The organism is Campylobacter sp. RKI_CA19_01122 (assembly GCF_025771325.1).
GTDB lineage: Bacteria > Campylobacterota > Campylobacteria > Campylobacterales > Campylobacteraceae > Campylobacter_D > Campylobacter_D lari_D.
In genome coordinates this window covers 1-24,099 of sequence record NZ_JAKMPZ010000014.1, presented here as the reverse complement: position 1 = coordinate 24,099, position 24,099 = coordinate 1, and the positions used below count along the sequence as shown (strand labels likewise).

General features: G+C 31.5%; 23 protein-coding genes and 5 tRNA genes. 2 read left to right on the top strand and 26 right to left on the bottom strand.

Annotation, left to right across the window (positions count from 1 at the left end):
- Positions 1-3: 3 nt before the first annotated feature.
- From rpsG to L8U37_RS07445, 11 genes are all read right to left on the bottom strand, one after another.
- Positions 4-474: a 30S ribosomal protein S7 gene (gene rpsG, locus L8U37_RS07495; RefSeq protein ID WP_012661188.1), complete on the bottom strand. Its 471-nt coding sequence runs from the start codon at positions 472-474 to the stop codon at positions 4-6.
- A gap of 67 nt (positions 475-541) precedes the next feature.
- Positions 542-925: a 30S ribosomal protein S12 gene (gene rpsL, locus L8U37_RS07490; RefSeq protein ID WP_012661187.1), complete on the bottom strand. Its 384-nt coding sequence runs from the start codon at positions 923-925 to the stop codon at positions 542-544.
- Between the two features lie 71 nt (positions 926-996).
- Complete coding sequence (locus L8U37_RS07485) at positions 997-1,617, bottom strand: CatA-like O-acetyltransferase (RefSeq protein WP_263728939.1); 621 nt, start codon at positions 1,615-1,617, stop codon at positions 997-999.
- 64 nt (positions 1,618-1,681) lie between these two features.
- A complete protein-coding gene (gene aldA / locus L8U37_RS07480) occupies positions 1,682-3,121 on the bottom strand; it encodes an aldehyde dehydrogenase (protein ID WP_263728938.1) in 1,440 nt (479 codons plus the stop codon).
- 13 nt (positions 3,122-3,134) lie between these two features.
- Entirely contained in the window at positions 3,135-3,452 is a 318-nt protein-coding gene (locus tag L8U37_RS07475; RefSeq protein ID WP_263659891.1) for an L-rhamnose mutarotase, read from the bottom strand.
- Positions 3,428-4,222: an amidohydrolase family protein gene (locus tag L8U37_RS07470; protein ID WP_263728937.1), complete on the bottom strand. Its 795-nt coding sequence runs from the start codon at positions 4,220-4,222 to the stop codon at positions 3,428-3,430. Before L8U37_RS07470 ends, L8U37_RS07475 begins: the two co-directional genes overlap by 25 nt.
- A gap of 2 nt (positions 4,223-4,224) precedes the next feature.
- Positions 4,225-5,469, bottom strand: a complete 1,245-nt coding sequence (fucP, locus tag L8U37_RS07465) for an L-fucose:H+ symporter permease (protein ID WP_133319927.1) — start codon at positions 5,467-5,469, stop codon at positions 4,225-4,227.
- Between the two features lie 15 nt (positions 5,470-5,484).
- Positions 5,485-6,276 (bottom strand): SDR family oxidoreductase, encoded by a 792-nt coding sequence (locus L8U37_RS07460; protein WP_133319928.1) that lies wholly within the window; start codon positions 6,274-6,276, stop codon positions 5,485-5,487.
- A gap of 21 nt (positions 6,277-6,297) precedes the next feature.
- Positions 6,298-7,464 (bottom strand): UxaA family hydrolase, encoded by a 1,167-nt coding sequence (locus L8U37_RS07455; RefSeq protein WP_263728936.1) that lies wholly within the window; start codon positions 7,462-7,464, stop codon positions 6,298-6,300.
- A 2-nt stretch (positions 7,465-7,466) separates the two neighbouring features.
- A complete protein-coding gene (locus L8U37_RS07450) occupies positions 7,467-7,730 on the bottom strand; it encodes a UxaA family hydrolase (RefSeq protein WP_133319930.1) in 264 nt (87 codons plus the stop codon).
- The gene (locus tag L8U37_RS07445) at positions 7,727-8,635 is read right to left on the bottom strand and encodes a dihydrodipicolinate synthase family protein (protein WP_263661685.1); all 909 of its coding nucleotides are present in this window, start codon (positions 8,633-8,635) and stop codon (positions 7,727-7,729) included. The genes L8U37_RS07450 and L8U37_RS07445 overlap by 4 nt, the downstream gene beginning before the upstream one ends.
- A 238-nt stretch (positions 8,636-8,873) precedes the next feature.
- Between L8U37_RS07445 and L8U37_RS07440 the strand changes: the two genes are divergently transcribed.
- The gene (locus tag L8U37_RS07440; RefSeq protein WP_220566615.1) at positions 8,874-9,644 is read left to right on the top strand and encodes an IclR family transcriptional regulator; all 771 of its coding nucleotides are present in this window, start codon (positions 8,874-8,876) and stop codon (positions 9,642-9,644) included.
- 20 nt (positions 9,645-9,664) lie between these two features.
- On the opposite strand, the gene rpoC is transcribed toward L8U37_RS07440, so the two are convergent.
- From rpoC to L8U37_RS07365, 15 genes are all read right to left on the bottom strand, one after another.
- On the bottom strand, positions 9,665-14,218 hold the full coding sequence (rpoC, locus tag L8U37_RS07435) for a DNA-directed RNA polymerase subunit beta' (protein ID WP_263676583.1): 4,554 nt from the start codon (positions 14,216-14,218) through the stop codon (positions 9,665-9,667).
- Positions 14,211-18,344, bottom strand: coding sequence for a DNA-directed RNA polymerase subunit beta (gene rpoB / locus L8U37_RS07430; RefSeq protein ID WP_263728934.1), 4,134 nt, complete (start codon positions 18,342-18,344; stop codon positions 14,211-14,213). Before rpoB ends, rpoC begins: the two co-directional genes overlap by 8 nt.
- Before the next feature lie 95 nt (positions 18,345-18,439).
- The gene (gene rplL, locus L8U37_RS07425) at positions 18,440-18,817 is read right to left on the bottom strand and encodes a 50S ribosomal protein L7/L12 (RefSeq protein WP_012661184.1); all 378 of its coding nucleotides are present in this window, start codon (positions 18,815-18,817) and stop codon (positions 18,440-18,442) included.
- Between the two features lie 20 nt (positions 18,818-18,837).
- On the bottom strand, positions 18,838-19,317 hold the full coding sequence (rplJ, locus tag L8U37_RS07420) for a 50S ribosomal protein L10 (protein WP_263728933.1): 480 nt from the start codon (positions 19,315-19,317) through the stop codon (positions 18,838-18,840).
- Positions 19,318-19,472: 155 nt separating this feature from the next.
- Positions 19,473-20,174: a 50S ribosomal protein L1 gene (rplA, locus tag L8U37_RS07415; RefSeq protein WP_039617747.1), complete on the bottom strand. Its 702-nt coding sequence runs from the start codon at positions 20,172-20,174 to the stop codon at positions 19,473-19,475.
- A gap of 64 nt (positions 20,175-20,238) precedes the next feature.
- A complete protein-coding gene (rplK, locus tag L8U37_RS07410; RefSeq protein ID WP_012661181.1) occupies positions 20,239-20,664 on the bottom strand; it encodes a 50S ribosomal protein L11 in 426 nt (141 codons plus the stop codon).
- Between the two features lie 27 nt (positions 20,665-20,691).
- Positions 20,692-21,225: a transcription termination/antitermination protein NusG gene (gene nusG, locus L8U37_RS07405; RefSeq protein WP_087684660.1), complete on the bottom strand. Its 534-nt coding sequence runs from the start codon at positions 21,223-21,225 to the stop codon at positions 20,692-20,694.
- Between the two features lies 1 nt (position 21,226).
- The gene (gene secE / locus L8U37_RS07400; protein WP_039617745.1) at positions 21,227-21,409 is read right to left on the bottom strand and encodes a preprotein translocase subunit SecE; all 183 of its coding nucleotides are present in this window, start codon (positions 21,407-21,409) and stop codon (positions 21,227-21,229) included.
- A 16-nt stretch (positions 21,410-21,425) separates the two neighbouring features.
- Positions 21,426-21,501, bottom strand: a tRNA-Trp gene (locus L8U37_RS07395).
- 21 nt (positions 21,502-21,522) lie between these two features.
- A complete protein-coding gene (gene rpmG / locus L8U37_RS07390; RefSeq protein WP_039617743.1) occupies positions 21,523-21,681 on the bottom strand; it encodes a 50S ribosomal protein L33 in 159 nt (52 codons plus the stop codon).
- A gap of 39 nt (positions 21,682-21,720) precedes the next feature.
- A complete protein-coding gene (tuf, locus tag L8U37_RS07385) occupies positions 21,721-22,920 on the bottom strand; it encodes an elongation factor Tu (RefSeq protein ID WP_039617742.1) in 1,200 nt (399 codons plus the stop codon).
- Positions 22,921-22,985: 65 nt separating this feature from the next.
- Positions 22,986-23,060, bottom strand: a tRNA-Thr gene (locus L8U37_RS07380).
- A gap of 104 nt (positions 23,061-23,164) precedes the next feature.
- Positions 23,165-23,241: transfer RNA gene (locus tag L8U37_RS07375), tRNA-Gly, on the bottom strand.
- Between the two features lie 7 nt (positions 23,242-23,248).
- Positions 23,249-23,334: transfer RNA gene (locus L8U37_RS07370), tRNA-Tyr, on the bottom strand.
- Positions 23,335-23,380: 46 nt separating this feature from the next.
- A tRNA-Thr gene (locus L8U37_RS07365) sits at positions 23,381-23,456 on the bottom strand.
- A 91-nt stretch (positions 23,457-23,547) separates the two neighbouring features.
- Here L8U37_RS07365 and yaaA point away from each other — a divergent pair.
- Positions 23,548-24,099 (top strand): YaaA family protein (gene yaaA / locus L8U37_RS07360; protein WP_263665955.1); only part of this gene is annotated, 552 nt, incomplete at its 3' end.

The following is a 24,099-nucleotide window of genomic DNA, read 5'->3' as shown; positions in this document are numbered from 1 at the left end:
CTCTTACCAGCGATAATGAGCAAATGCTTTGTTAGCTTCTGCCATTTTATAAGTATCTTCTTTCTTCTTGAATGAAGCACCTTTGCTATTAGCTGCATCTAATAATTCTGCTGCTAATTTTTCTATCATAGTTCTTTCGCTTCTTTTTCTAGCAAAAGAAATAATCCATCTTATAGCTAAAGCTTGTTGTCTAGCTGGGCGTACTTCTACTGGCACTTGATAAGTGGCACCACCAACACGACGAGATTTAACTTCTAATAAAGGCTTAATATTTTCAATAGCATCATTAAAAATTTCTATACCTTTTTTTTCTCCACCTTTTTTATCGATAGCTTCTAAAGCACCATACATAATAGTCGTAGCTGTGCTTTTTTTACCATCATACATTAAAGAATTAATGAATTTTGTGATTACTTTGTTTCCATAAATCGGATCTGGCAAGACTTCTCTTACCGGAGCTTTTCTTCTTCTCATAATTTTCCTTCAAATTTATAATTTTACTCAAACAAAATCAAATCTAACGGATTTGTCTGCAATTTTATTACTTAGCTGCTGCTTTAGGGCGTTTCGCACCATATTTAGAACGAGAAACGGTTCTTTTTGCAACACCTGCAGTATCTAAGGCACCGCGAACAATGTGATACTTAACACCTGGTAAGTCTTTTACCCTACCACCACGCACTAAAACAATGCTGTGTTCTTGTAGGTTGTGACCTTCACCACCGATATAACTAATAACTTCAAAACCACTTGTAAGTCTTACTTTGGCAACTTTTCTTAACGCTGAGTTTGGTTTTTTAGGGGTTGTTGTATAAACCCTAGTGCAAACTCCCCTTCTTTGTGGACAATTTTTAAGCGCTGGAGATTTAGATTTCTCTAAAACTTTTTTGCGCTCTTTTCTAACCAATTGATTTATGGTAGGCACAATAATTCCTTTCTTTAAAAAAATGTAATAAACTTTGGATAATATCTAAATTTTACTTACAAAAATATAAACTAAAAACAATTTAAATCTTTTTGCAAATTTTCTAAAAACAAACTCACATGATAAGCATCGGTGCTTGCGTGATTTACATTAATACTTAATGGAATAAAACATTGATTTTTTTCCTTGATAATTTTCCCACTTGTAAGAATAGGAAAAAAATAATTTTCTTTTTTAGGTAAATGTAAAGAGAAATTCTCAAAATTTATCCAAGGGATTGCTGAAATATTAAAAGAATTTTTAATATTCTCTTTTACAAACATAGTGTTTTCTTTAATGAGTTGTTTATCATGCTCGAAATTATGTAAAAAGTTTTGAAAATCTTCATTAAATTCAGTCCATAAAACACAAAAAGTCTTTGATTTTTCGCAAAAAGCGGTATAACTTAGATGGATAATATCAAAACAAATTAATTTATCATCCTCTAAGTATAATTTAAATTCAGGTATTAAATTAACATTTTTACTTAAAAAATAGATAAAACTACCATAAAAAGAATATTTTTGATTTTTAACAAAAGAGTAAAATTTACTAATATCTAATTTAACATTTAATTCAAAAGAGCAGGGAAATTTAGTATAAAATTCAAAATGCTCTTTTCTTGAGTAAGTTTTTAAATCTATAATCTTCAAATTATTATCCTTTAAATTTAAAGATTACAGCAAATCCTATCTAAAAAAATAGATAGGATTGAAATCATTGTTTGTTGGTATTGTATTGTAAATAAACCACATGGGTAGCTAAATACTCTTCAAGACCATGTTTTCCATCAGCTCCACCTATGCCACTTTTTCTAAAACCTGCATGAAATCCTTGCATTGCTTCAAAATTTTCACGGTTAATATAAGTTTCACCAAATTTTATTTCTCTACTAGCTCTCATTGCTATATCTAAATTTTGCGTATAAATAGAACTAGTCAGTCCATATTCACAATCATTTGCCATATCAATTGCCTCATCAAGCGTATCAAATTTAGTAATTGGTAAAATCGGAGCAAAAATTTCTTTTTGCATGATCTCATCTTCATGCTTAACATTTGTAAGAACGCTTGCAGGAAAATAATATCCGCTTGTATCGGTGATTTTTCCACCGCATTCTACAACTGCTCCTTTATTCGTAGCTCTCTCAAGCATTGCTAAAGCATTATCAACCCCTGCTTGATTGACAAGCGGACCCATATCAAAATCGCCTTTCAAAGTGTTTCCAACACTTACTTTACTCATGGCTTTTACAAATTTATCTACAAATTCATCATAAACACTTGTATGCACATAAGCTCTTTCGGCACAATTGCAAACTTGTCCGTTATTGCAAATTCTACTTGCCTTAATCGCTTCTACCGCTAAATCAATATCTGCATCTTTACACACTATAGCCGGTGCCTTTCCGCCAAGTTCTAGAGAAACCTTAATGATATTTTTAGCTGCAGCTTCCATCACTCTAGTTCCTGCTTCAACACTCCCTGTAAGACTTACCATACCTATGTTTTCATTACTTGATAATTCATGTCCTACCACACTACCCTTACCTGCAACTAAATTAAATACACCTTTTGGTAAAGAACTTTGCGAGACAAGCTTTGCAAATTCAAAAGCATTATTTGGAGTTTCACTGCTTGGTTTTATAACAATGGTGTTGCCTGTTAGTAAAGCAGGTGCCATCTTTCTTGCGATTAGAAAAAATGGAAAATTCCAAGGTAAAATTCCACCAATTACACCAATGGCACTTTTATATAAATATATATGCTCATTAGCTCTATCACTTTGTATAATTTCGCCTTCATACCTTCTAGCCCATTCAGCAGTATAATCCATATAATCTGCCGTAAAATTAATCTCTACACTAGCTAAAGCTCTAGTTTTTCCTTGCTCTTGCATTAAAATTTCTGTTAAAAAATTAGCATTTTTGCGTATTAAACTAGCTATTTCTCTTAAATGATTTGATCTTTCAATCGCTGGTTTAGCTTCCCAATTTTTTTGTACCTTTTTAGCTGCTTCAATTGCTCTTTGTGTATCTTCTAAAGAAGCACTTGCTACTCTTGATATTACTTCTTTGGTAGCGGGATTTAAAACTTCTATAAATTCGCCATTGTGTGGGATAAATTCGCCATCAATATAATTTAAATAAGTTGTCATTTTTTCTCCTTTTTTAATCTAAATGAAATACTTCTTCCATATTTAGCCACTTTTGTCCTGCATGAGCTAAAGATATTTGGCAGGGATCTGTAACTTTCCACCATTGTTGTGTATTTTTATCTTTTGCCATCTTAGCCATATCTGCATCAAAATCAACACCTGTATATTCAAAATATGCAAACAAATATTCTCCAAATAAATAAATAGAATAATTTTGTATATTACATTCTTTAATCATCTCACAAACACCTTTATAAGGCTTTGCATGAAGATCTTTATACTTTTGTATTTTTTCCTTTTTAATTTTTATAATTTGACCATATCTTTGCACCTATCCTCCTTATAAATTGATAAAGCATTTTTATAAAATATCTTGTCCAAATCTTTAAAAATATTTCCTTCTATGATAAATTTAGCCCATTTAGCTGGAGCTATTTTTGCCACAGGATAATTACTACCAAATATAAATTTATCTTCACTAAAAACATTCTTTAAAAATGAAAAACATTGAGATATAAAATCTCTATGAATTTTTATCGTAAAATCATCTGGTACGGAAATTTTTATCCATAAATTTGGGAAATCTTTTAATTTATGTAATATTTTTTTATATTCATCAAAATAGTTAATTTTAGGACTGCCCATATGATTTAAAACTACTTTTAAATTAGGATTATCAAATAAAAACTTTTCCAATATCCAAAGTTCTTCATTTTTCATGCAAGCTTCAAAAGGTATATTAAAAACATTTAGAAGTTCTAATTTTTCTTTAAAATCTGCTTCAAATAGTCTCTTAGCACCCTTTTTACTAGTATGCATTACCTCTCTAAAAGCACATAAGTGTTCTTTGTACTTTAAATCAGCTAAACAAACAAAAAGACCATGTTCTTGTTTTTGCTTTAATGCAAATAAAGCTTCTTTTTCCAAATCATCACTATTTGTTTCAACATACATCGCACCTAAAAAATCAAATTCTTTATACTCATTTTTTACCCTTAAAAAATCATAATTTTGTTCCAATCTATTATTACCTTTTATCCACGAAATAGGCATTTTACTTAAATCCCAAAGATGCAAATGAGAATCAAAAATTTTTTGCATTTTTAAGCCTTTATTTTAGAACCAAAAAAACCATACCATGATACATATAAAAATAATGGGGCCATAGCCAAATATCCCATGCTTGTTCCAAAATAATCATTAATTAAACCCATGATAATAGGCATAATAGCACCACCAACTATACTCATAACAAGTAAAGAACCACCTAATTTCACTTGATTAAAAGGAAGATTTTTTGTTGCAACTGCAAAAATAGTAGGAAAAGAAATGGACATAAAGAAAAATAATGCAATTAAAATAACTATACTAATAAATCCGCTAGCAAAATACAAGCATACACATAAAATCACATTAATAAAAGAATACCATCCTAAAATAGTCTCACCTTTAATTTTCTTCATCAAAGGCGTAGAAAGAATACGACCTAACATAAAAGCAATTAAAGCTATCGAAAAATAATAAGCCCCTTGTTCATCTTTTAGATTTTCATTATGCTCACTAAGATAATTTATAAAAAAAGCTCCTGCACTAACTTGATTTGCTATATACAAAAATTGTGCTAGCAATCCAAAATTAAAATGTTTATGCTTAAAAACTCCAATAGGTTTTGAGGTATCTTTTTGTTCATAATCACTACTTACTGCCGATCCTTCCGGAATTTTATTCAATGCAAAAGCAATCAAGATCAAAATAACAATTGCCGCAATACCAACATACACTAGCTGGACATTACCCATATTAGCAAGTAATGCAGCTTCTATTTGTTCTTTACTTGCACCTTCTTCTTGTTTTGTAATAGATAAAAACAAAGCTCCGCCTATGATAGGTCCTAAAAATTGACCCAAACCATTAAAACTTTGCGCGGCATTAATTCTAAAACTAGCATTTTTCTCATCACCAAGTTTTACCATATAAGGATTAGCACTAGTTTCCAAAGAACCAATACCGCAAGCTAAAATAAAAAAAGCAAATAAAAATAAGTAAAAATTAGCTAAATTTGTAGCTGGAATAATCAATAAACAACCTATTGCATACAAGATTAACCCAAAAATAATACCAATTTTATAAGAGTATTTATTTGCTATATATCCAGCAGGTAATGCTATGATAAAATAAGCACCAAAATAAGCGAGTTGCAAAAATCCACTTTCATGTTGAGTGATATGTAAATGATTTTGAAAATTCTTATTCATCACATCAATCAGCCCATAACTAACTCCCCATAAAAAGAAAAGAGAAGTTACTAAAATAATTGCTATTTTTATATTTTTAGAGTTATTTAACATATATCCTCCTTGTTATTAAATTTCATCCCAATTTAGAGCTCTATCTAAATGGATATATCCACCATCAGGAGTTAAAATTTGTCCTGTTGTGTGTGAAGCAAGAGGACTTAGTGTAAAAACTGCTGTGTTTGCTATTTCTTCTATAGTTGTAAAACGATGACCTAATGGTATGCATTTTGCTATTTTTTCATATTGAGCTTTTGGATTTGGAAAATTTGACAACCATTTTTCATAAAGAGGAGTCATAACTTCAGCTGGTGCTATAGCATTAACTCTAATATTATCTTTTGCAAAAGCGCAAGCCCATTCTCTTGTAAAACCTATTTGAGCAGCTTTTGCTGAAGCATAAGCTGAAGTTCTACCTTGTCCTGTTAAGCCGGTTTTACTTGTGATATTTAATATACTTCCTTGTTGCTTTTTAATATATGGTAAGCATTCTTTAGTCATAGTATAATAATGAAAAAGATTATTTTCATAAGATTTAATTAATTCTTCAGTTGTAGCATCTTCTATATGTAAATTATCATTTGCTCCAGCATTATTAACCAAAGCATAAATTCCACCATATATATTAACAACACTTTTAACAAGTGTTGAAATTTGTTCTGTATTTTTTAAATCTATTTGATAAAATCCATAATTTCCGCAAATGTCTTTTAGCTCATCATCTTTTTCTTTAGAAATTTCACTTCTTGAAAAAATAATTGGAATCCCACCTTCTAAAGCCCATAATTTAGCAATACCATAACCAATCCCTTTAGCACCACCTGTGATGATACAAATTTTGTTTTTAATTTTTAAATCCATAATATATCCTTTTTTATTAATTTAGCAAGTTGTAGCAAGTCTCCAAACTGAAAAATCATTTTGTTCATTTAACTCTGCCTTTACCAATTCTCCATTTGAAATTCTTATGATCAAATCTATAAGCTCATCACGCACTTCTTCTTTTGTCTTAATCCCATCTATAATACTTCCTGCATTAATATCAATAGCATCATTCATATTTTCATAACAAAAAGTATTAGAACTCATTTTAATAGTAGGCACAATAGCTGAACCTGTAGGAGTACCACGACCTGTAGTAAAAACACAAATATTTGCTCCACCTGCCACCATAGCGCTAAGTTGTTCTATATCATTACCTGGCGTATTCATAAAAGTAAGTCCTTTGGAAATTACAGGTTTAGCATAATCAATCACATCCATTAAAGTTCTAGTACCTGCTTTATAAACACAACCTAAAGACTTTTCTTCTATAGTGCTAAGCCCACCTGCAATATTTCCCGGACTAGGATTTGCTCCGCGTATATCAGCATGAAAAGATTTAACTAAATTCTCATAGCCTAAAATCTTATCATATACCTTTTTAGCTACTTCATCATTTTTTGCTCTCTTAGCAAGTATGGCTTCACACCCTATAAGCTCTGTAGTTTCTGCTAAAATTACTGCACCACCTTCATCAATTACAAAATCACTTAAACTTCCTAAAGCAGGATTGGCACTAAGACCGCTATAACTATCGCTACCACCACATTCTGTGCCTAAAATCAAATCACTAAAATCGCCATCTGTTTTTTCCAATTTTGCAGCATTTTCAAGCATTTGATTTACTATTTTAACACCCTTTTCTATGGTATTTTTACTACCACCGCACTCTTGTATTACTAAATATTCAACCATCTTATAAGGTGTCACTTCTTTTATTTTTTCAGCTACTATTTTCGCTTGTATTACCTCACAACCAAGTCCTACAATTAAAACACCAAAAACATTAGCATTACTCCCATGGCCTATTAAAACATCTCTAGTTTGTAAAGCATCAAATTCGAGTTGAGAACAGCCATGTTGATGATTAATATATACTGCCCCATTGCATTTTCTGGCTATATTTTCGCACACCTTATTAGCACAATGCACGCTTGGTATAATAATGACTTTATTTCTCAAGCCAAATTTTCCCTCTTCTCTTCTATAACCCATTATCTTTTTCATATTTATTCCTTATCCCCACGACCTCTAATACCTGCACTATTGTGAATATGCACCCATTCACCTTTATTAATATCACAACTTGCACTAGCTATAGCTTCTGCATATTTGATGACAACTTCATCTTTTTTTATATCTTTTAGTGCGAATTTATGTCCACTTGCAATATCATCTAAAAGTTCTATATTTTCCACGATTTCACCTTTTTTAAAATCACGCAAAGCAGTAGCGACATTATCTTTTTCATTGACTATAATATAGGCTTTCATAATTTTATACCCGTTTCTTTTTCTATAGTTTTAACAAGTTCTTTAGCTTCATTAAAACGAGTATTTAATTCTTCTTTTGTGGCATGTGATAAAGGATGGATGCTTGTATTTGCAAATTCAAATCCTCTGGCTTTTAAAAGCAAAGCAAATCCCATAGGAAAAGCTATGCTCATACCAAATCTTATAGCTTTTAATAAACTTTTTTGAATCAGCAAAGCTCTATCTATATTTTTTTCATTGATTGATTTATAAATTTCACTCATAAGTTCTGGAAAAACACCACCTATACTAGTCATAGAACCCTTTGCCCCTATCAGTAGTGCTCCTGCATAAAATTCTTCTCTTCCTACAAAAACATCAAAATCACTAGGCACTACATCTAATATATGATTTAAAAGCAAAGCATCTCCACTGCTATCTTTTATACCCGCAATATTATCAAGCTTTGAAACCCTTTCTATAAATTTCAATCTTAGCGCTGGTGCAAAAAGAGGGATGTTATAAATATACAAAGGAAGCTTCACTTTAGAAGATAAATCTTTAATATATTCAAAAAGTGCGTCTTCACTTAATTTATAATAATAAGGCATAGCAAGTAATAAAGCATCAAGCCCTAATTCATATGCTTTTTGCGCCAAAGTAAAAGTATTTTGATAAACTGTTGATGCAATACCTGTAATAATAGGGAGATTATTTTTTGCAGCTTCTTTTGTAAGTTTCATTATTTTGATTTGCTCTTCTATACCTAAAGCTTGAGAATCTCCTGCACTACCATTACAAAATAATCCATTTAAACCTTTTGAGATACCAAATTCGCAGTATTTAATAAATTCGTTTTCATTAATATTTCCACTCATATCATATGGAGTTAATAAGGCTGGTAAAGTTCCCTTTAATATTCCCATATTTTTCCTTTCATTTTTTGTATATACAAAAATATTTTTATATACAAAAAATATAGCTAAAAATAGAAATTTTTAAAAACATCAAAATGATAAAAAAACAATACAAAAGTCTTATAAAAGTAGTTATAATCAATCATCTAAAGCAAAAACTACTAATAGAAAATATTTTTTATATTATTAAAAATGTTACTAAAAGTAAAAAAATATGATAGAATTTATCTATTGAAAAAGGAGTAAAATGACACATCAACCAACATTAAGAGTTTTAAAAATTTTAGAATTATTGGGCAATAATAATCAAAAAAATACACTAAGCTCTATTGCAAAAGATTTAAATATCCCTCCAGGGACACTTTCTCCTATACTTCAAACTTTACAAGCTAAAAATTACATTAAATGTGATAAAAATAAATTTTACACATTAGATTATAAAATTTTAGAAATTAGCCGTTGTATTTCAATAAAAAATAGCGCATTAGAATTAATTAAAAAACATATGAAAAACATCAGAAACTTAACAGGACAAACATGCCAAATGGGAATATTAAAAGAAGGAAATGTATTTTATTTAGAAAAACTTGATTCGGATAATCAAATACAAATCAAGTCTTTTGTCGGTGCTTCATATCCAGCTTACGCTACATCTTTAGGAAAAGCATTACTAGAAAAGAAAACCTATAAAGAGCTTGAAAAAATTTATCCAAATCCTTTTGAGAAAATAACACCAAATACATTAAATAATCTAAAAGAGCTTTACGAAGAATTATCTTCTATCAAAGAAAATAAAATAGCATTAGAAAGTGGGGAAATGAACCCAGAAATTGAGTGTATGGCTATAGGAATTGAATACGATGAAAAAATTATAGCTGCAATTAGTATTTCATATCATATATTTTACTCAAATGCAAATTTTAAAGAAAAAAATCAAAAAATTTTACTAGAAGAAAAATACAAAATAGAACAAGATTTAAAATTATATTTTCCGGAATTAGAAAATATATATCAATAAAAATCCCTAGCTAGGGATTTTTATTCTTTTTCTTTTAATTTAAGTTTTTGCTCTTGATATAATCCTGTTCCAACAGGAATCATACGACCTAAGATTACATTTTCTTTCAGATCTTCAAGATAATCAAATTTACCTGCAATACTTGCTTCTGTTAAAACTTTCGTTGTTTCTTGGAAAGAAGCAGCTGAAATCACGCTATCACTTCCAATAGCCGCTCTTGTTACCCCAAGTAACACAGGTTCAGCCACAGCAGGCTCACCACCATATCTTAAAATTCTTTCATTTTCTTCTCTGAATTTTCTTCTTGAAACTAAATCACCCACGATGAAGTTAGTATGACCACTATCTACAATTTTAACTTGTCTTAGCATTTGTGATACGATGATTTCAATATGCTTATCAGAAATCACAACACCTTGACCGCGATAAACTTGCTGAATTTCAGAAATAAGATAATAATGTAATGCTTTTTCACCTAAAATTCTAAGTACATCATGGCTTGAAATAACTCCATCGGTTAATTTTTCACCCGCATGGATAAACTCACCATCTCTTACTTGAATACGTTTTGATTTATCTATCAAATACTCTGCACTACTTCCATCTTCTGCTTGAATAATGATTCTTTCTTTTGATCTTAAAGGCTTATCAAATCTAACAACTCCATCAATTTCAGCTACAACAGCAGTGTTTTTCGGCTTTCTTGCTTCAAACAATTCAGATACTCTTGGAAGACCCCCGGTAATATCTTTTGATTTAGCTGCTGCCTTTGGTGTTTTAGCTAAAATATCAGCTTGCTTCACCTTATCACCATCATTTACATAAATAACAGTTTTTGGCTCTAATTGATAACGCACTACCTTATCATTTTCACCTATAATTAACAACGCTGGACGCACTCCACTTGGTAAATACTCATTAATAACAAGCGATCTTTTACCTGTTGCTTCATCAATTTGTTCATCAGCACTATAGCCTGATTCAATATCTTCAAAATTTATAGTACCTGCAACCTCTGCAATTACGGTGTTATTATATGCATCCCATTCAGCAATGATAGTTTTGTCTTCTTTGCTTGATTTTGCTATGATAGCTTTAGGATTATTCACAAAAGCACTATCATCAAATTCAATCACGGATTCTCTTGGTATATAATGTCTTTTTGCTTCTCTATCATTTTCATCAGCAATAACAACAAAAACACCTTTTTCTTTAACTATATCACCTTTTTTAAGATTTTTAATCCTATCTAAACCATCGCCTTTGAGCATGTAAAATTTTAATGTGCCTTTTGCACCTGCTATAATATCTTGAGTGATAGGATCACCATCTTTTACTAGCAATTCACTTGCATAAGGAATACGATTTGGTATATTCCAACCTTCTTTGATTACTTCAACAATGCTTTCATTTTCAGCTACTTCAACACCATCGCTATATGGAATATATAACTTACCTTCGATATTACCACTTACACCAGCAAGCTCATTAGCTTTTGCTAAATCATATTTTCTTAATATAAATTTAGCTTCATTGTTTTTTGCTTTAACACTAACCACCACATCTTCATACGCATGTTCAATATGGATAGTTCCTTTAAATGGAGCTTTGATTTTTGGCTCAACAAGTAAAATAGCAGCATTGCGGTGATTAGCCACTATAGTTTTACCTTGTCTATCTTCATAAGTGTTAAGATTATAAAATCTTACAAAACCTTCTTTGTGTGCTACTACTTGACGATCTTGCAAATCTGTACTAGCAGTACCACCACTATGGAAAGTTCTTAGTGTAAGCTGAGTTCCTGGTTCACCGATTGATTGAGCAGATATAATACCTACAGCTTCACCTGGCTTAACTAATTTGCCCTCACCTAGGTTAATACCATAGCATTTAGAACAAACTCCTTTTTTAGCTTTACAAGTAATAGGAGTTCTAATACTTACACTCTTTACACCACTTTCAACAATTACTCTAGCTTTTTCTTCATCTATTAAAGTACCTTCTGAAAATAAAATTTCATTAGTAATAGAATCAATAATATTTTCAGCTAAAACTCTTCCTAAAATTCTTTCCTCTAAGGTTTCAATCACAACACCATCTGCTGTGATTTCATTAATTTCAACACCCTCATGTGCACCACAATCATCCATTGTAACTTTTACATTTTGTGCCACATCGATAAGCTTTCTTGTTAAATAACCTGCATTTGCTGTTTTTAATGCTGTATCTGCGAGACCTTTTCTAGCACCATGAGTTGAAATAAAATATTCAAGAACATTAAGTCCTTCACGGAAATTTGAAATAATCGGTGTTTCAATGATTGAGCCATCAGGTTTTGCCATAAGACCTCTCATCGCAGCAAGCTGTGAAATTTGAGCTGCTGAACCTCTAGCACCAGAATCTGCCATCATATAAATAGAGTTAAATCCTTCTTTATCTTTTTTAATTAACTCCATCATGTCTTTTGACAAGATATTATTAGTGCTTTTCCAAATATCAATAATCTTATTATATCTTTCACCCGAAGTAATCAAACCTAAATTATATGAATTTTGAATTTCTCTTACTTGTTTTTTAGCTTCTTCTATGCTTTTTTGCTTTTGATCAGGCACAATAATATCAGCAATTGAAATAGAAATACCTGCTTTTGTTGCATATTCAAAACCAAGATCTTTTAGTTTATCTAAAAAGCTAGCACTTACTTCAAGGCCACCCTCTTTATAAACATAATCAACCAAAGCTGCAATATCTTTTTTCTTCATGACTTTATTCCACATATTTTCAGGAACAAAATCAGGTAAGATAGACTTAATAATCAATCTACCCGCGGTTGTTGTGATTTTTCTTCCATCAACCACACTTCTAATGCTTGCATGAATATCTAAAGATTTTGCTTCTAGAGCAATCATAACCTCTTCAATACCTGTGCAAATTTTATGCTCACCTTTAGCACCATCTTTTTCTAAAGATAAATAATAAATCCCCAAAACCATATCTTGAGAAGGTACAGTTACAGAACGACCACTTGCTGGAAGCAAGATATTCATAGATGAGAGCATTAATACTTTACACTCAGCTATTGCCTCTTGAGATAAAGGCACATGCACAGCCATTTGGTCCCCGTCAAAGTCAGCATTAAATGCCGCACACACTAATGGATGAAGTTGAATTGCTTTACCCTCTACAAGCACAGGATGGAAAGCTTGGATGGAAAGTTTATGTAAGGTTGGAGCACGGTTAAGCATTACAGGATGACCTTTAACAACCTCTTCTAAGCACTCCCAAACCTCATTAGTTTTGTTTTCTATCATTTTTTTAGCTTGTTTTACGGTAGTTGCATAACCTTTTTCTTCAAGCTTAGCTAACAAATGTGGTTTAAATAATTCTAAAGCCATTTTTTTAGGTAAACCGCATTGATCCATTCTAAGTTTTGGTCCAACAACAATAACACTACGACCTGAGAAATCCACCCTTTTACCAAGTAGATTTTGTCTAAAACGACCTTGTTTACCTTTGATAATTTCACTTAAAGATTTCAATGGGCGCTTATTTGCACCTTTAACTGCATTTGCTCTTCTGCCATTATCAAACAAAGCATCAACTGCTTCTTGTAGCATTCTTTTTTCGTTTCTAATGATAATTTCAGGTGCATCAAGCTCCATAAGTCTTTTTAAACGCGTATTTCTATTGATAACCCTTCTATATAAATCATTCACATCAGAAACTGCAAATTTTCCACCATCTAAAGCTACCAAAGGTCTTAAATCAGGTGGTAATACAGGTAAATTTGTGATCATCATCCACTCAGGACGATTTGGTACTACTTCATCAATATTTGTATTGCTATTTAAATTACTATTTAAGAAATTTTCTACCACTTTTAAGCGTTTGATGATAGTTTTTTTCTTTGCTTCTGAATTAGTTGCTGCAATATCTTCTTTTAATTTATTTAAAAGCTCGACAAGATCTAAATTTGCTAGTAAATCTCTAACAACTTCACCACCCATTCTAGCTTTAAATCCACTACTTTCATAGCGTTGCATTAAATTTAAATACTGCTCTTCATTTAACACATCACAAAATTCAACTTTTTTAGTATTTTCATTATCATAGTATGCATCACCTGGATTTTCTACTATATATGCTTCATAATATAATACGCGTTCTAAGTCTTTCATCTTTACGCCGAGTAAAGTACCGATACGACTTGGTAAAGAGTTCACATACCATATATGTGCTACTGGGGTAACTAGCTCAATATGCCCCATTCTTGAACGACGCACTTTAGAACTAGTAACTTCAACACCACATTTTTCACACTTAATGCCCTTAAAACGCATTTTTTTATACTTACCACAAAGACACTCATAATCTCTTACTGGTCCAAAAATTTTAGCACAAAAAAGCCCATCTCTTTCAGGCTTTAGAGTTCTATAATTAATCGTTTCTGGTTTTTTTACTTCCCCATAAGACCATGATTTGATTTTTTCGGGACTTGCAAGTCTTAATTGAAAAGCTTCAAAGTCTCTAGGTCTGCCATCTTCTTTTATTTCGATAGGTTTAAATTTACTCATTATTCTCATCCTTATCAAAAATCTCAACATCTAAAGCAAGAGATTTTAATTCATTTGTAAGTACAAAGAATGTCTCTGGAATACCTGTTGCTGGAACATTCTCGCCTTTTGTTAAAGCTTTATAAGCACTAAATCTACCCTCAACATCATCAGATTTAATAGTAAGCATTTCTCTTAAAGTATGAGCTGCTCCATAAGCTTCAAGAGCCCAAACTTCCATCTCACCAAATCTTTGCCCACCAAATAATGCTTTACCACCAACTGGTTGTTGTGTTACTAAGCTATAAGGTCCAGTACTTCTTGCGTGAACTTTTTCATCTACTAAATGGTGTAATTTAAGCATATACATACATCCAACATGCACACGCTCTGCCATTTTTTCACCAGTTCTTCCATCATAAAGTTCGCTTTTTCCATCCATAGCTATTTTAGCCATTTCAAAAAGCTTACCAAATTCTTCAACCGTTACACCTTCAAATACAGGAGTAGCAAATTTTACCCCTTTAGCCCAATCTCTAGCATAAGAAATAAGTTGCTCATCATTTAAAGTTTGTACAAATTTCTTTTCTAGCTCAAGTCTAGATACACTACAAATTTCAAGAATTTTTTCGCGTAATTCTTTTACAAAATCTTTTTGTTTTCTATCAAAAATTTCTTGAATTTGATCACCTAGTCTCATACCAACAATCCCTAAGTGACTTTCAAGAATTTGTCCTATATTCATACGACTTGGAACCCCTAGAGGATTTAAAGCTATATCAATAGGTCTTCCATCAGGTAAATAAGGCATATCAACTTCTGGAACGATATTAGATACAATACCTTTATTTCCATGGCGTCCCGCCATTTTATCCCCAACTTTTAATTTTCTCTTAGTCGCAATATATACTTTAACAAGTTTTACCACTCCACTTGGTAAAATATCATCTTTTTCTAAAATTTCTAATTTTTCATCATGCTCTGTTTTAAGCTTTTTCTTCTCGTTTTGGAAGTGATTTTTTAAATCATCATATTCTTTTTGCACTTCTTTAGAATAAGCTTTAACTAAAGAATTTAATGCAAAACGATTAATTTTTTCCAACTCGGTAATTTCTACCTTGGAACCTTTTTTATATTTAACACCATTTATTTCTTCGTCTGAATTTAAAGGTGATTTAGAAAGCAAAGAACATACTCTTAAAGTTTCTTCTCTGTCCATCATCAAAAGTCTATCGTGATGTTCTTTTTCAAGATTTAATTTTTCATCATCATAGGCTTTTACAGCACGAGCATCTTTTTCATAACCTTTTTTAGTAAATATTTTTACATCTACAACAACACCTTCCAATGAAGCAGTTGCATATAAAGATTTATTTACAACATGTCCTGCCTTTTCACCAAAAATAGCTCTTAGTAATCTTTCTTCAGGCGTAGGTTTTACCTCACCTTTAGGTGAAACTTTACCTACCAAAATCATACCAGGCTTTATATGAGTTCCTATTTTTGCAATACCACTCTCATCAAGATGTGCTAAATCTTCCTCTTTAACATTTGGAATATCTTTTGTAATCTCTTCAACGCCATCTTTAAGTTCTCTAGCCTCTACTTCTTTTTCATAAATATGAACACTAGTGAAAGTATCTTCGCGTAAAATTTTCTCACTAATTACAATAGCATCTTCGTAATTATATCCATGCCATGGCATAAATGCGATCAAAGCATTTTTACCAATAGCAAGCTCTCCTTGGTCCATACTTGGACCATCTGCAATAATTTGACCTGCTTGAATAAATTCGCCTTTTTTCACAATCGGGTGTTGAATAAAAGTTGTATTTTGGTTAGTTCTTAGATTTTTTTCCATTTTATAATGATCAATAAATGGTCCATTTTCATCTTCGCCCAAAATAAAAATATTTTTATTATCAACTTTTTCTACAATACCTGCTCTTTTAGCTTTAATAGCTTCCCAAGCATCACGTGCAATGATTTTTTCCATACCAGTACCTACTATAGGTGCTTGTGCGGTTAGTAAAGGCACTGCTTGACGCTGCATGTTTGAACCCATCAGGGCTCTGTTTGCATCATCATGCTCCAAAAATGGAATCAAAGAAGCTGCGACCCCTACTATCATACCTGAACAAAGATCAATCAAATGCACTTCTTCTCTTCTTGCTAAGATTGTTTCACCATCTTGTCTTGCTTCAACAAATTCTTCAACAATATTACCTTTTTCATCAATTTTAGTTGAAGCAGCTGCGATCACTAAACCTTCTTCTTGAGTAGCGGTTAAATAAACAATTTCATTGCTTACTTTTCCATTTTCTACTTTCTTATAAGGTGCTTCAACAAAACCTAGATCATTTACTTTAGCATAAGTTGAAAGCGTATTAATCAAACCGATATTTTGACCTTCTGGAGTTTCAACAGGGCAAATTCTTCCATAATGCGTTGCATGGACATCACGCACTTCAAAACCCGCTCTTTCTTTTACTAAACCGCCCTCGCCAAGCGCAGATAAACGACGCTTATGAGTTACCTCGCTTAATGGATTTGTTTGATCCATAAATTGAGACAATTGACCACCGGTAAAAAATTCCATAATTGTCACAGTAATTGTTTTAGGATTGATTAAGTCATAAGGCATTACTTTATCAATATCTGCATTTAATGCGGTAAATTTATCTCTAATTGATTTTTGCATTTTAGCAAGACCCACATGAAGTTCATTAGCTAAAAGCTCTCCAATCGATCTAATACGACGATTACCTAAATGATCTCTATCATCAATATGGCCTCTACCATTTTTTACTTTAATTAAATATTTTGCAGTTTTTACTATATCTTCATTTGTTAAAACTGTAACATATTCAGGTGTATCTAATCCTAGTTTATGATTCATTTTCATACGACCAACTTTTGTTAGATCATATCTTTCAGGATTAAAAAATAAATCATTTACAAAAGCTTTTGCAGCATCTTTTACTACAGGCTCGCCTGGTCTCATTACTTTATAAATTCTAATAGCTGCTAAATCATTTTCATCTTCTATATTTTCAGTTTGTTTTAATAATTTTAAAGTCTCATTATCTTGAATGAAAGAATTAATAATAGCAGCATCAACTCCATTTGCTAAGTCATTTGCAATATCAAATTGTTTTTCTTCTTTAATTTTAGCTAATTTTCCCTCATCTAATAGCGTTAAAGAATCAAACAAAACCTCACCGGTTTCTTTATTAATAATAGGGTTAGCTAAATATCTATTTGTTAAAATTTCAATTGGATATTCAACCCATTTAACACCGTCTTTTATAAGTTGCTCAGCTTTTTTCTTTGTCATTCTTTTACCGGCTTGGTGTACAACATTACCTTTTTCATCTTTTAAGTCATATTCGACTCTATCTAAAAAGTTATTTGGATTAAATTCAGTTAAAAATTTATCTTTTTTAACATGAATAGTTTGTATAGGGTAAAATAATTTTATAATATCTTGCTTTTTATAACCAAGTGCTCTAAATAAAATAGTAATAGGCACTTTCCTTCTTTTATTAATACGCACATAAAGCACATCTTTTGCATCATATTCAAAATAAAGCCAAGAACCACGATCTGGTATAATTTGAGCTGTATATACTAATTTATTTGCAACAGTAGAACTTTCTTCTTCTTTAAAAATAACACCTGGACTTCTATGAAGTTGATTTACAACAACTCTTTCAACCCCATTAATTATAAAAGAAATTCTATCTGTCATTAAAGGAATTTCTCTAATATAAATTTCTTGTTCTTTGATATCTTTTATACCGATTTTTTCACCCGTTTTTTCATCTTTTTCATGTAAAGTTAAACGGATTTTCATTTTCAAATTTACAGAATAAGTTAAACCTCTTTCCATGCACTCTCTAATGGTGTATTTAGGTTTACCTACTTCACTACTTACATATTCTAAACTTAATCTATTTTGCGGATCATGGATTGGAAAGATAGATTTGAAAACTTTTTCAATTCCACTTTCTGAATTTTTTGCATCTAAATTTAAAAAATAATCAAAACTCTTTTTTTGTAATTGTAATAAATTTGGAATGTCTATTTGTTGTGGAACATTCGAGAAGTCTATTCTTAAACGATTTCCTGATTGTGAATTTAACATATTATTATACCCCATGGTAAAAGTATTGAAAGAAAGAATCCTTATTAAAGGAAAACAAGAAAGGATATAAAATCCTTTCTTTTAAAAATAAAAAATTATTTAAGTTCAACCTTAGCGCCAGCTTCTTCAAGTTGTTTTTTAGCTTCTTCAGCTTCAGCTTTACTAACACCTTCTTTAAGAACTGATGGAGTTTGTTCAACTGCATCTTTTGCTTCTTTTAATCCAAGACCAGTTAAAGCACGAACAACTTTAATTACATTAATTTTTTTATCGCCACCATCTTGTAATACAATATCAAATTCAGTTTTTTCTTCAGCAGCACCGCCAGCAGCACCCGCAACAGCAGCACCCGCAACCATAACTGGAGCAGCAGAAACACCAAATTTTTCTTCAAATTCTTTTACTAATTCTGAAAGCTCAAGAACACTTAGGTTAGAAATAAATTCTAATACATCTTCTTTAGTAATTGCCATTTTTTATCCTTTTTATAATTTTATTCAGCTTCTTTTTTTTCTTTTAATGCATTTAGTCCAATTGTAAAATTGGTGATTGGTGCATTCCAAACTTGCAAAAGCATAGCAAGTAATTCATTGCGAGAAGGCATTTTAGCTAAAGCTTTAACTTTATCTACAGAAGCAACTTCGCCTTCGATAAATGCAGTTTTGATCTCAAATGCTTGATTAGCTTCGCTAAATTTATCAGCAACTTTTGAAACATTTAATTGGTCTTCACCCCAAAGATAAATATTAGTATCTTTAAGTCCCATTCCATCTTTGCCGGCATTTTTAAGAGCAATACTTGCTAAAGTATTTTTAATAATTTGAACATTAACATCCATTTCTCTCGCATTATTTCTTAACTCTTCAAGTTTTTTAGTATTTAAACCCTTATAGTTACAAACTACAACAGCCTCACTAACTTTAAAACCTTCTTCAAGTTTAGAAACAAGTTCAACTTTTTGGCTTTTAGTCATCTTTACTCCTTTCCGACCGGTGATTTCAAGCAGAGCAGAAAAATCTAATTAAGTCCTAGGACCTCGGCTATCTCCAATCTAAGATAAAAATTAGATAAAATAAAAGTTATTATCTTATCTAATTTTTATTAATGAGAGTAAAACTCTCATTAATTTTATTTTGTATCAAGTAATTCTTGAGTATCAAGAGAAAGAGAAGGACTCATAGTTAAAGAAAGACTAGCATTTTTAATATATCTTCCTTTTGCAGCAGCTGGCTTGTGTTTATTAATAGCTTTTACAAATGCTGTCATATTTTCTTTTAATTGTTCTTGAGTAAAGCTAACTTTACCTAAACCTGCATGGATATTTCCTTGCTTATCAACACGGAAGTTAACTTGACCATTTTTAGCATTATTCACAGCTTGTGCAACATCCATTGTCACAGTACCTGTCTTAGGATTTGGCATTAAACCTTTAGGTCCTAAAATACGACCTACCTTACCAACTAAACCCATCAAATTTGGAGTAGCAATTAAAACATCAAAATTCATATTTCCTTTTTGAATTTCTTCTACTAAATCATCACTACCAACTATATCAGCACCTGCATTTTTTGCCTCATCAGCTTTTGCATCTTTTGCTATAACAGCAACACGCACTTTTTTACCTGTACCACAAGGTAAAACTACACTACCTCTTACCATCTGATCTGCATGTCTTGGATCAACATTTAATTTTAAAGCAATTTCAACTGTTTCATCAAATTTAGCAGATGCAAGAGTTTTAACTGTGCTTATTGCTTCATCCATTAAGTAATTTTTATTTGAATCTATTTTTTTTAATAATTCTGTAAATCTTTTAGTATTTTTTGACATTAATTTTTCTCCGCATTTTATATAAAGTGCTACCGCCTTTTTAAACTCTTGGCGGTAAAGAGTATTAATCTACGATTTCAACACCCATAGAACGAGCAGAACCCATAATAATCTTAGCAGCTTGCTCTCTATCTTTTGTGTTCATATCAGCTATTTTTTTATCAACAATTTCTAAAACTTGTGCTTTAGTTAATTTACCTACTTTATTTTTTAAAGGATTATCCGCACCTTTAGAAATACCTGCAGCTTTTTTGATTAAATCAGTAGCTGGTGGTTGTTTTGTGATAAATGTAAAGCTTTTATCTGCATATACAGTAATAACAACTGGAATATTAAAGCCAGCCATATCTTTTGTTCTTTCATTAAATGCCTTACAAAATTCCATAATATTAACACCTTGTTGACCCAAAGCAGGACCAACTGGAGGTGATGGATTAGCCTTAGTAGCAGCTATTTGTAATTTTATTTCTCCTACGACTTTTTTAGCCATAACCTTACTCCTTTACTTGCTATATTATCAAACTATTTTTTCAACTTGAGAGTATAAGATCTCTACTGGAGTTGATCTGCCAAATATTGAAACATTTAGCTTTAAAACCCCTCTAACCATATCATATTCTTCTACAATACCAACAAAGTTTGCAAAAGGACCTTCGGTTATTCTTACACTTTCTTCTTTATCAAATGAAATTTTAGGTTTAGGTGCTGCTTTATTTTTCACCTTTTCTAAAATAAGATTGATATCTTTTTCACTTAATGGGGTTGGTTTTTTACTTTCCCCTATAAAACGACCAACTTTTGGCAAAGATTGAATTTTATGCCAAAGTTCTGTTGATAAGTCAATATTGGCAAATACATAGCCTGAATACAAACTTCTTTCGCTTATTTTTTCTTTACCATTTTTAAATTCAATCACATCTTCAGTTGGAACAATTACTTCTAGCAATTGCTCTTGAATTCCATGATCTCTAACTAAATTTTCTATGGCTCTTTTTACAGCCATTTCACTACCTGCATAAGTTTGAATTGCATACCATTTATGATTCATTATTTTATCCTATAATCTTAGATAATGAAAATGACATAATCAAGTCAACCAATGCTAAAAATAATGAAACAACAGTAACAACTACAAAAACAGTAATATAAGCATTTCTAACTTGCTCTTTCAAAGGCCAAATAACTTTTGATAATTCAGCTTTTGACAATTTAAAATAAGTTATTAGTTTTTCCATATTTAACCTTATTTTGTGGCAGGGCAAGAGGGATTCGAACCCCCAACCATCGGATTTGGAATCCGGCGCTCTACCGTTGGAGCTATTGCCCTAAGGGCTTTTATATAAAAGCCTTAACTTTTTAATTTAACTTCTTTATGAACTGTATGTTTTTTTAATCTTGGGCAATATTTTTTTAATTCTAATTTTTCAGTTGTATTTTTACTATTTTTAAAAGTACTGTAATTAATATCACCGCACTCTTCACATTTCAAGCCAACTTTAATTCTCATTTTTATTCCTTAAGAAGCGAGATAAAATCTCGCTTATGATTATTTAATAATTTTAGATACAACACCTGAACCAACAGTACGGCCACCTTCACGGATAGCAAAACGAGTACCTTCTTCAAGTGCAACTGGTGCAATAAGGCTTACAGTAATTCTAACATTTTCACCTGGCATAACCATTTCAACGCCTTCTGCAAGTTGGATAGAACCAGTAACATCCGTTGTTCTTACATAGAACTGTGGTCTATAGTTATTAAAGAATGGAGTATGACGACCACCTTCATCTTTATTTAAAATATAAACTTCTGCTTCAAAGTCAGTATGTGGAGTAATTGATTTTGGCTTAGCAAGAACCATACCACGAAGAACATCTTCTTTTTTAGTACCACGTAGAAGAACACCTACATTATCACCTGCTTCACCTTGATCCATTTCTTTTCTAAACATTTCAACACCAGTTACTGTAGTGCTTTGTGTTTCTCTAATACCAACTATTTCAATAGTATCACCAACTTTAACAACACCTTTTTCAATTCTACCAGTAACAACTGTACCACGACCTGAAATTGAGAATACGTCTTCGATTGGCATTAAGAAATCTTTATCTGTATCACGAGCTGGAGTTGGAATATACTCATCAACTGCTGCCATAAGATCTAAGATTTTTTTAGACCATTCACCATCTTGTCCGGCTTTTGCTTCTTCAAGAGCTTGTAAAGCAGAACCTGAAATAATTGGAGTATCATCTCCTGGGAAGTCATAAGAACTTAATAGTTCTCTAATTTCCATTTCAACTAATTCTAATAATTCAGCATCATCAACCATATCAGCTTTATTCATGAAAACAACGATATATGGTACACCTACTTGGCGAGAAAGTAAGATGTGCTCTCTAGTTTGTGGCATTGGACCATCTGCAGCAGAAACAACAAGAATAGCACCGTCCATTTGAGCAGCACCAGTAATCATATTTTTAACATAGTCAGCGTGACCTGGGCAGTCTACGTGAGCATAGTGACGATTTTCTGTTTCATACTCAATGTGAGAAGTTGCAATAGTAATACCACGCTCTTTTTCTTCAGGAGCATTGTCGATATTATCATAATCTTTAAGCTCAGCCAAACCTCTTCTTGAAAGAACAGCAGAGATAGCAGCTGTTAAAGTAGTTTTACCGTGGTCAACATGACCAATAGTACCAATATTTACGTGAGGCTTATTACGTGAAAATTTTTCTTTAGCCATCTTTTTCCTCCATATAAAATTTACAAACAAATACTAATTTATGTTTTATAATCTTTTGAAATCAATGGAGCTCATAGCGGGACTTGAACCCGCGACCTCTCCCTTACCAAGGGAGTGCTCTACCTCTGAGCCATACGAGCGCTCAGAAAAATTAAAAACATAAATTATAAAATTTTGGAAATTGAAACTGCTAGAAATTCTTAATTTAAAAACAGCTCCCAGTTTCACTCTACCAAAATTAGGTTGGAGCGGGAAACGGGACTCGAACCCGCGACCCTCAGCTTGGAAGGCTGATGCTCTAGCCAACTGAGCTATTCCCGCAAAGCAATGGTGGTGAGTCGTGGATTCGAACCACGGAAGGCGAAAGCCAGCAGATTTACAGTCTGCCCTCGTTGGCCACTTGAGTAACTCACCATGATAAAAATGCTTTTTATTTCTGGTCAAACACTGCCATCAACAATGGAGCTGGTTAAGGGACTTGAACCCCCGACCTGCTGCTTACAAGGCAGCTGCTCTACCAACTGAGCTAAACCAGCAAAAAATAAAGTTGAATTATAATGTAATTTTAAATTAATGTCAAGTGTTTTAAATAATTTTATATAATTTTTAAAAAATAAAGGATTGATTATGAAAATTTTATTTTCACCTAGCGAAAGCAAAAATAAAATAAATACGCAAGATTATATAAATAAAAACTCTTTTGTTTTTAGTAATTTATATAGTAAAAGACTTGAGGTACTTACAAAATATAAAAATCATATAAATCAATGCAATGAAGTTGAACTTGAAAAATTTTTTGGTATAAAAGATGCAAGTGAAATAGAAGAATTAACTCATGATATTTTAACAAAAGAAACAAACAAAGCTATTCAAAGATATAATGGAGTTGCTTTTGATCATTTAGACTATGAAAATTTAAGCGAGAATTCAAGAAAATACATAGATGAGAATGTTTTGATATTTTCTAATCTTTTTGGTCCTATTTTAGCAAAAGATTTAATACCTTATTACAAATTAAAACAAGGAGAGAAAATTAAAGAATTTAATATAGAAAAATATTACAAAGATAGTTTCTCTGATGAACTCGATAAATTTTTAGAAAATGAATTAGTCATTGATCTTAGAGCTAAATTTTATGAAAAATTTTATACTATTAAAAAGCCTTTTTTAACTTTTACC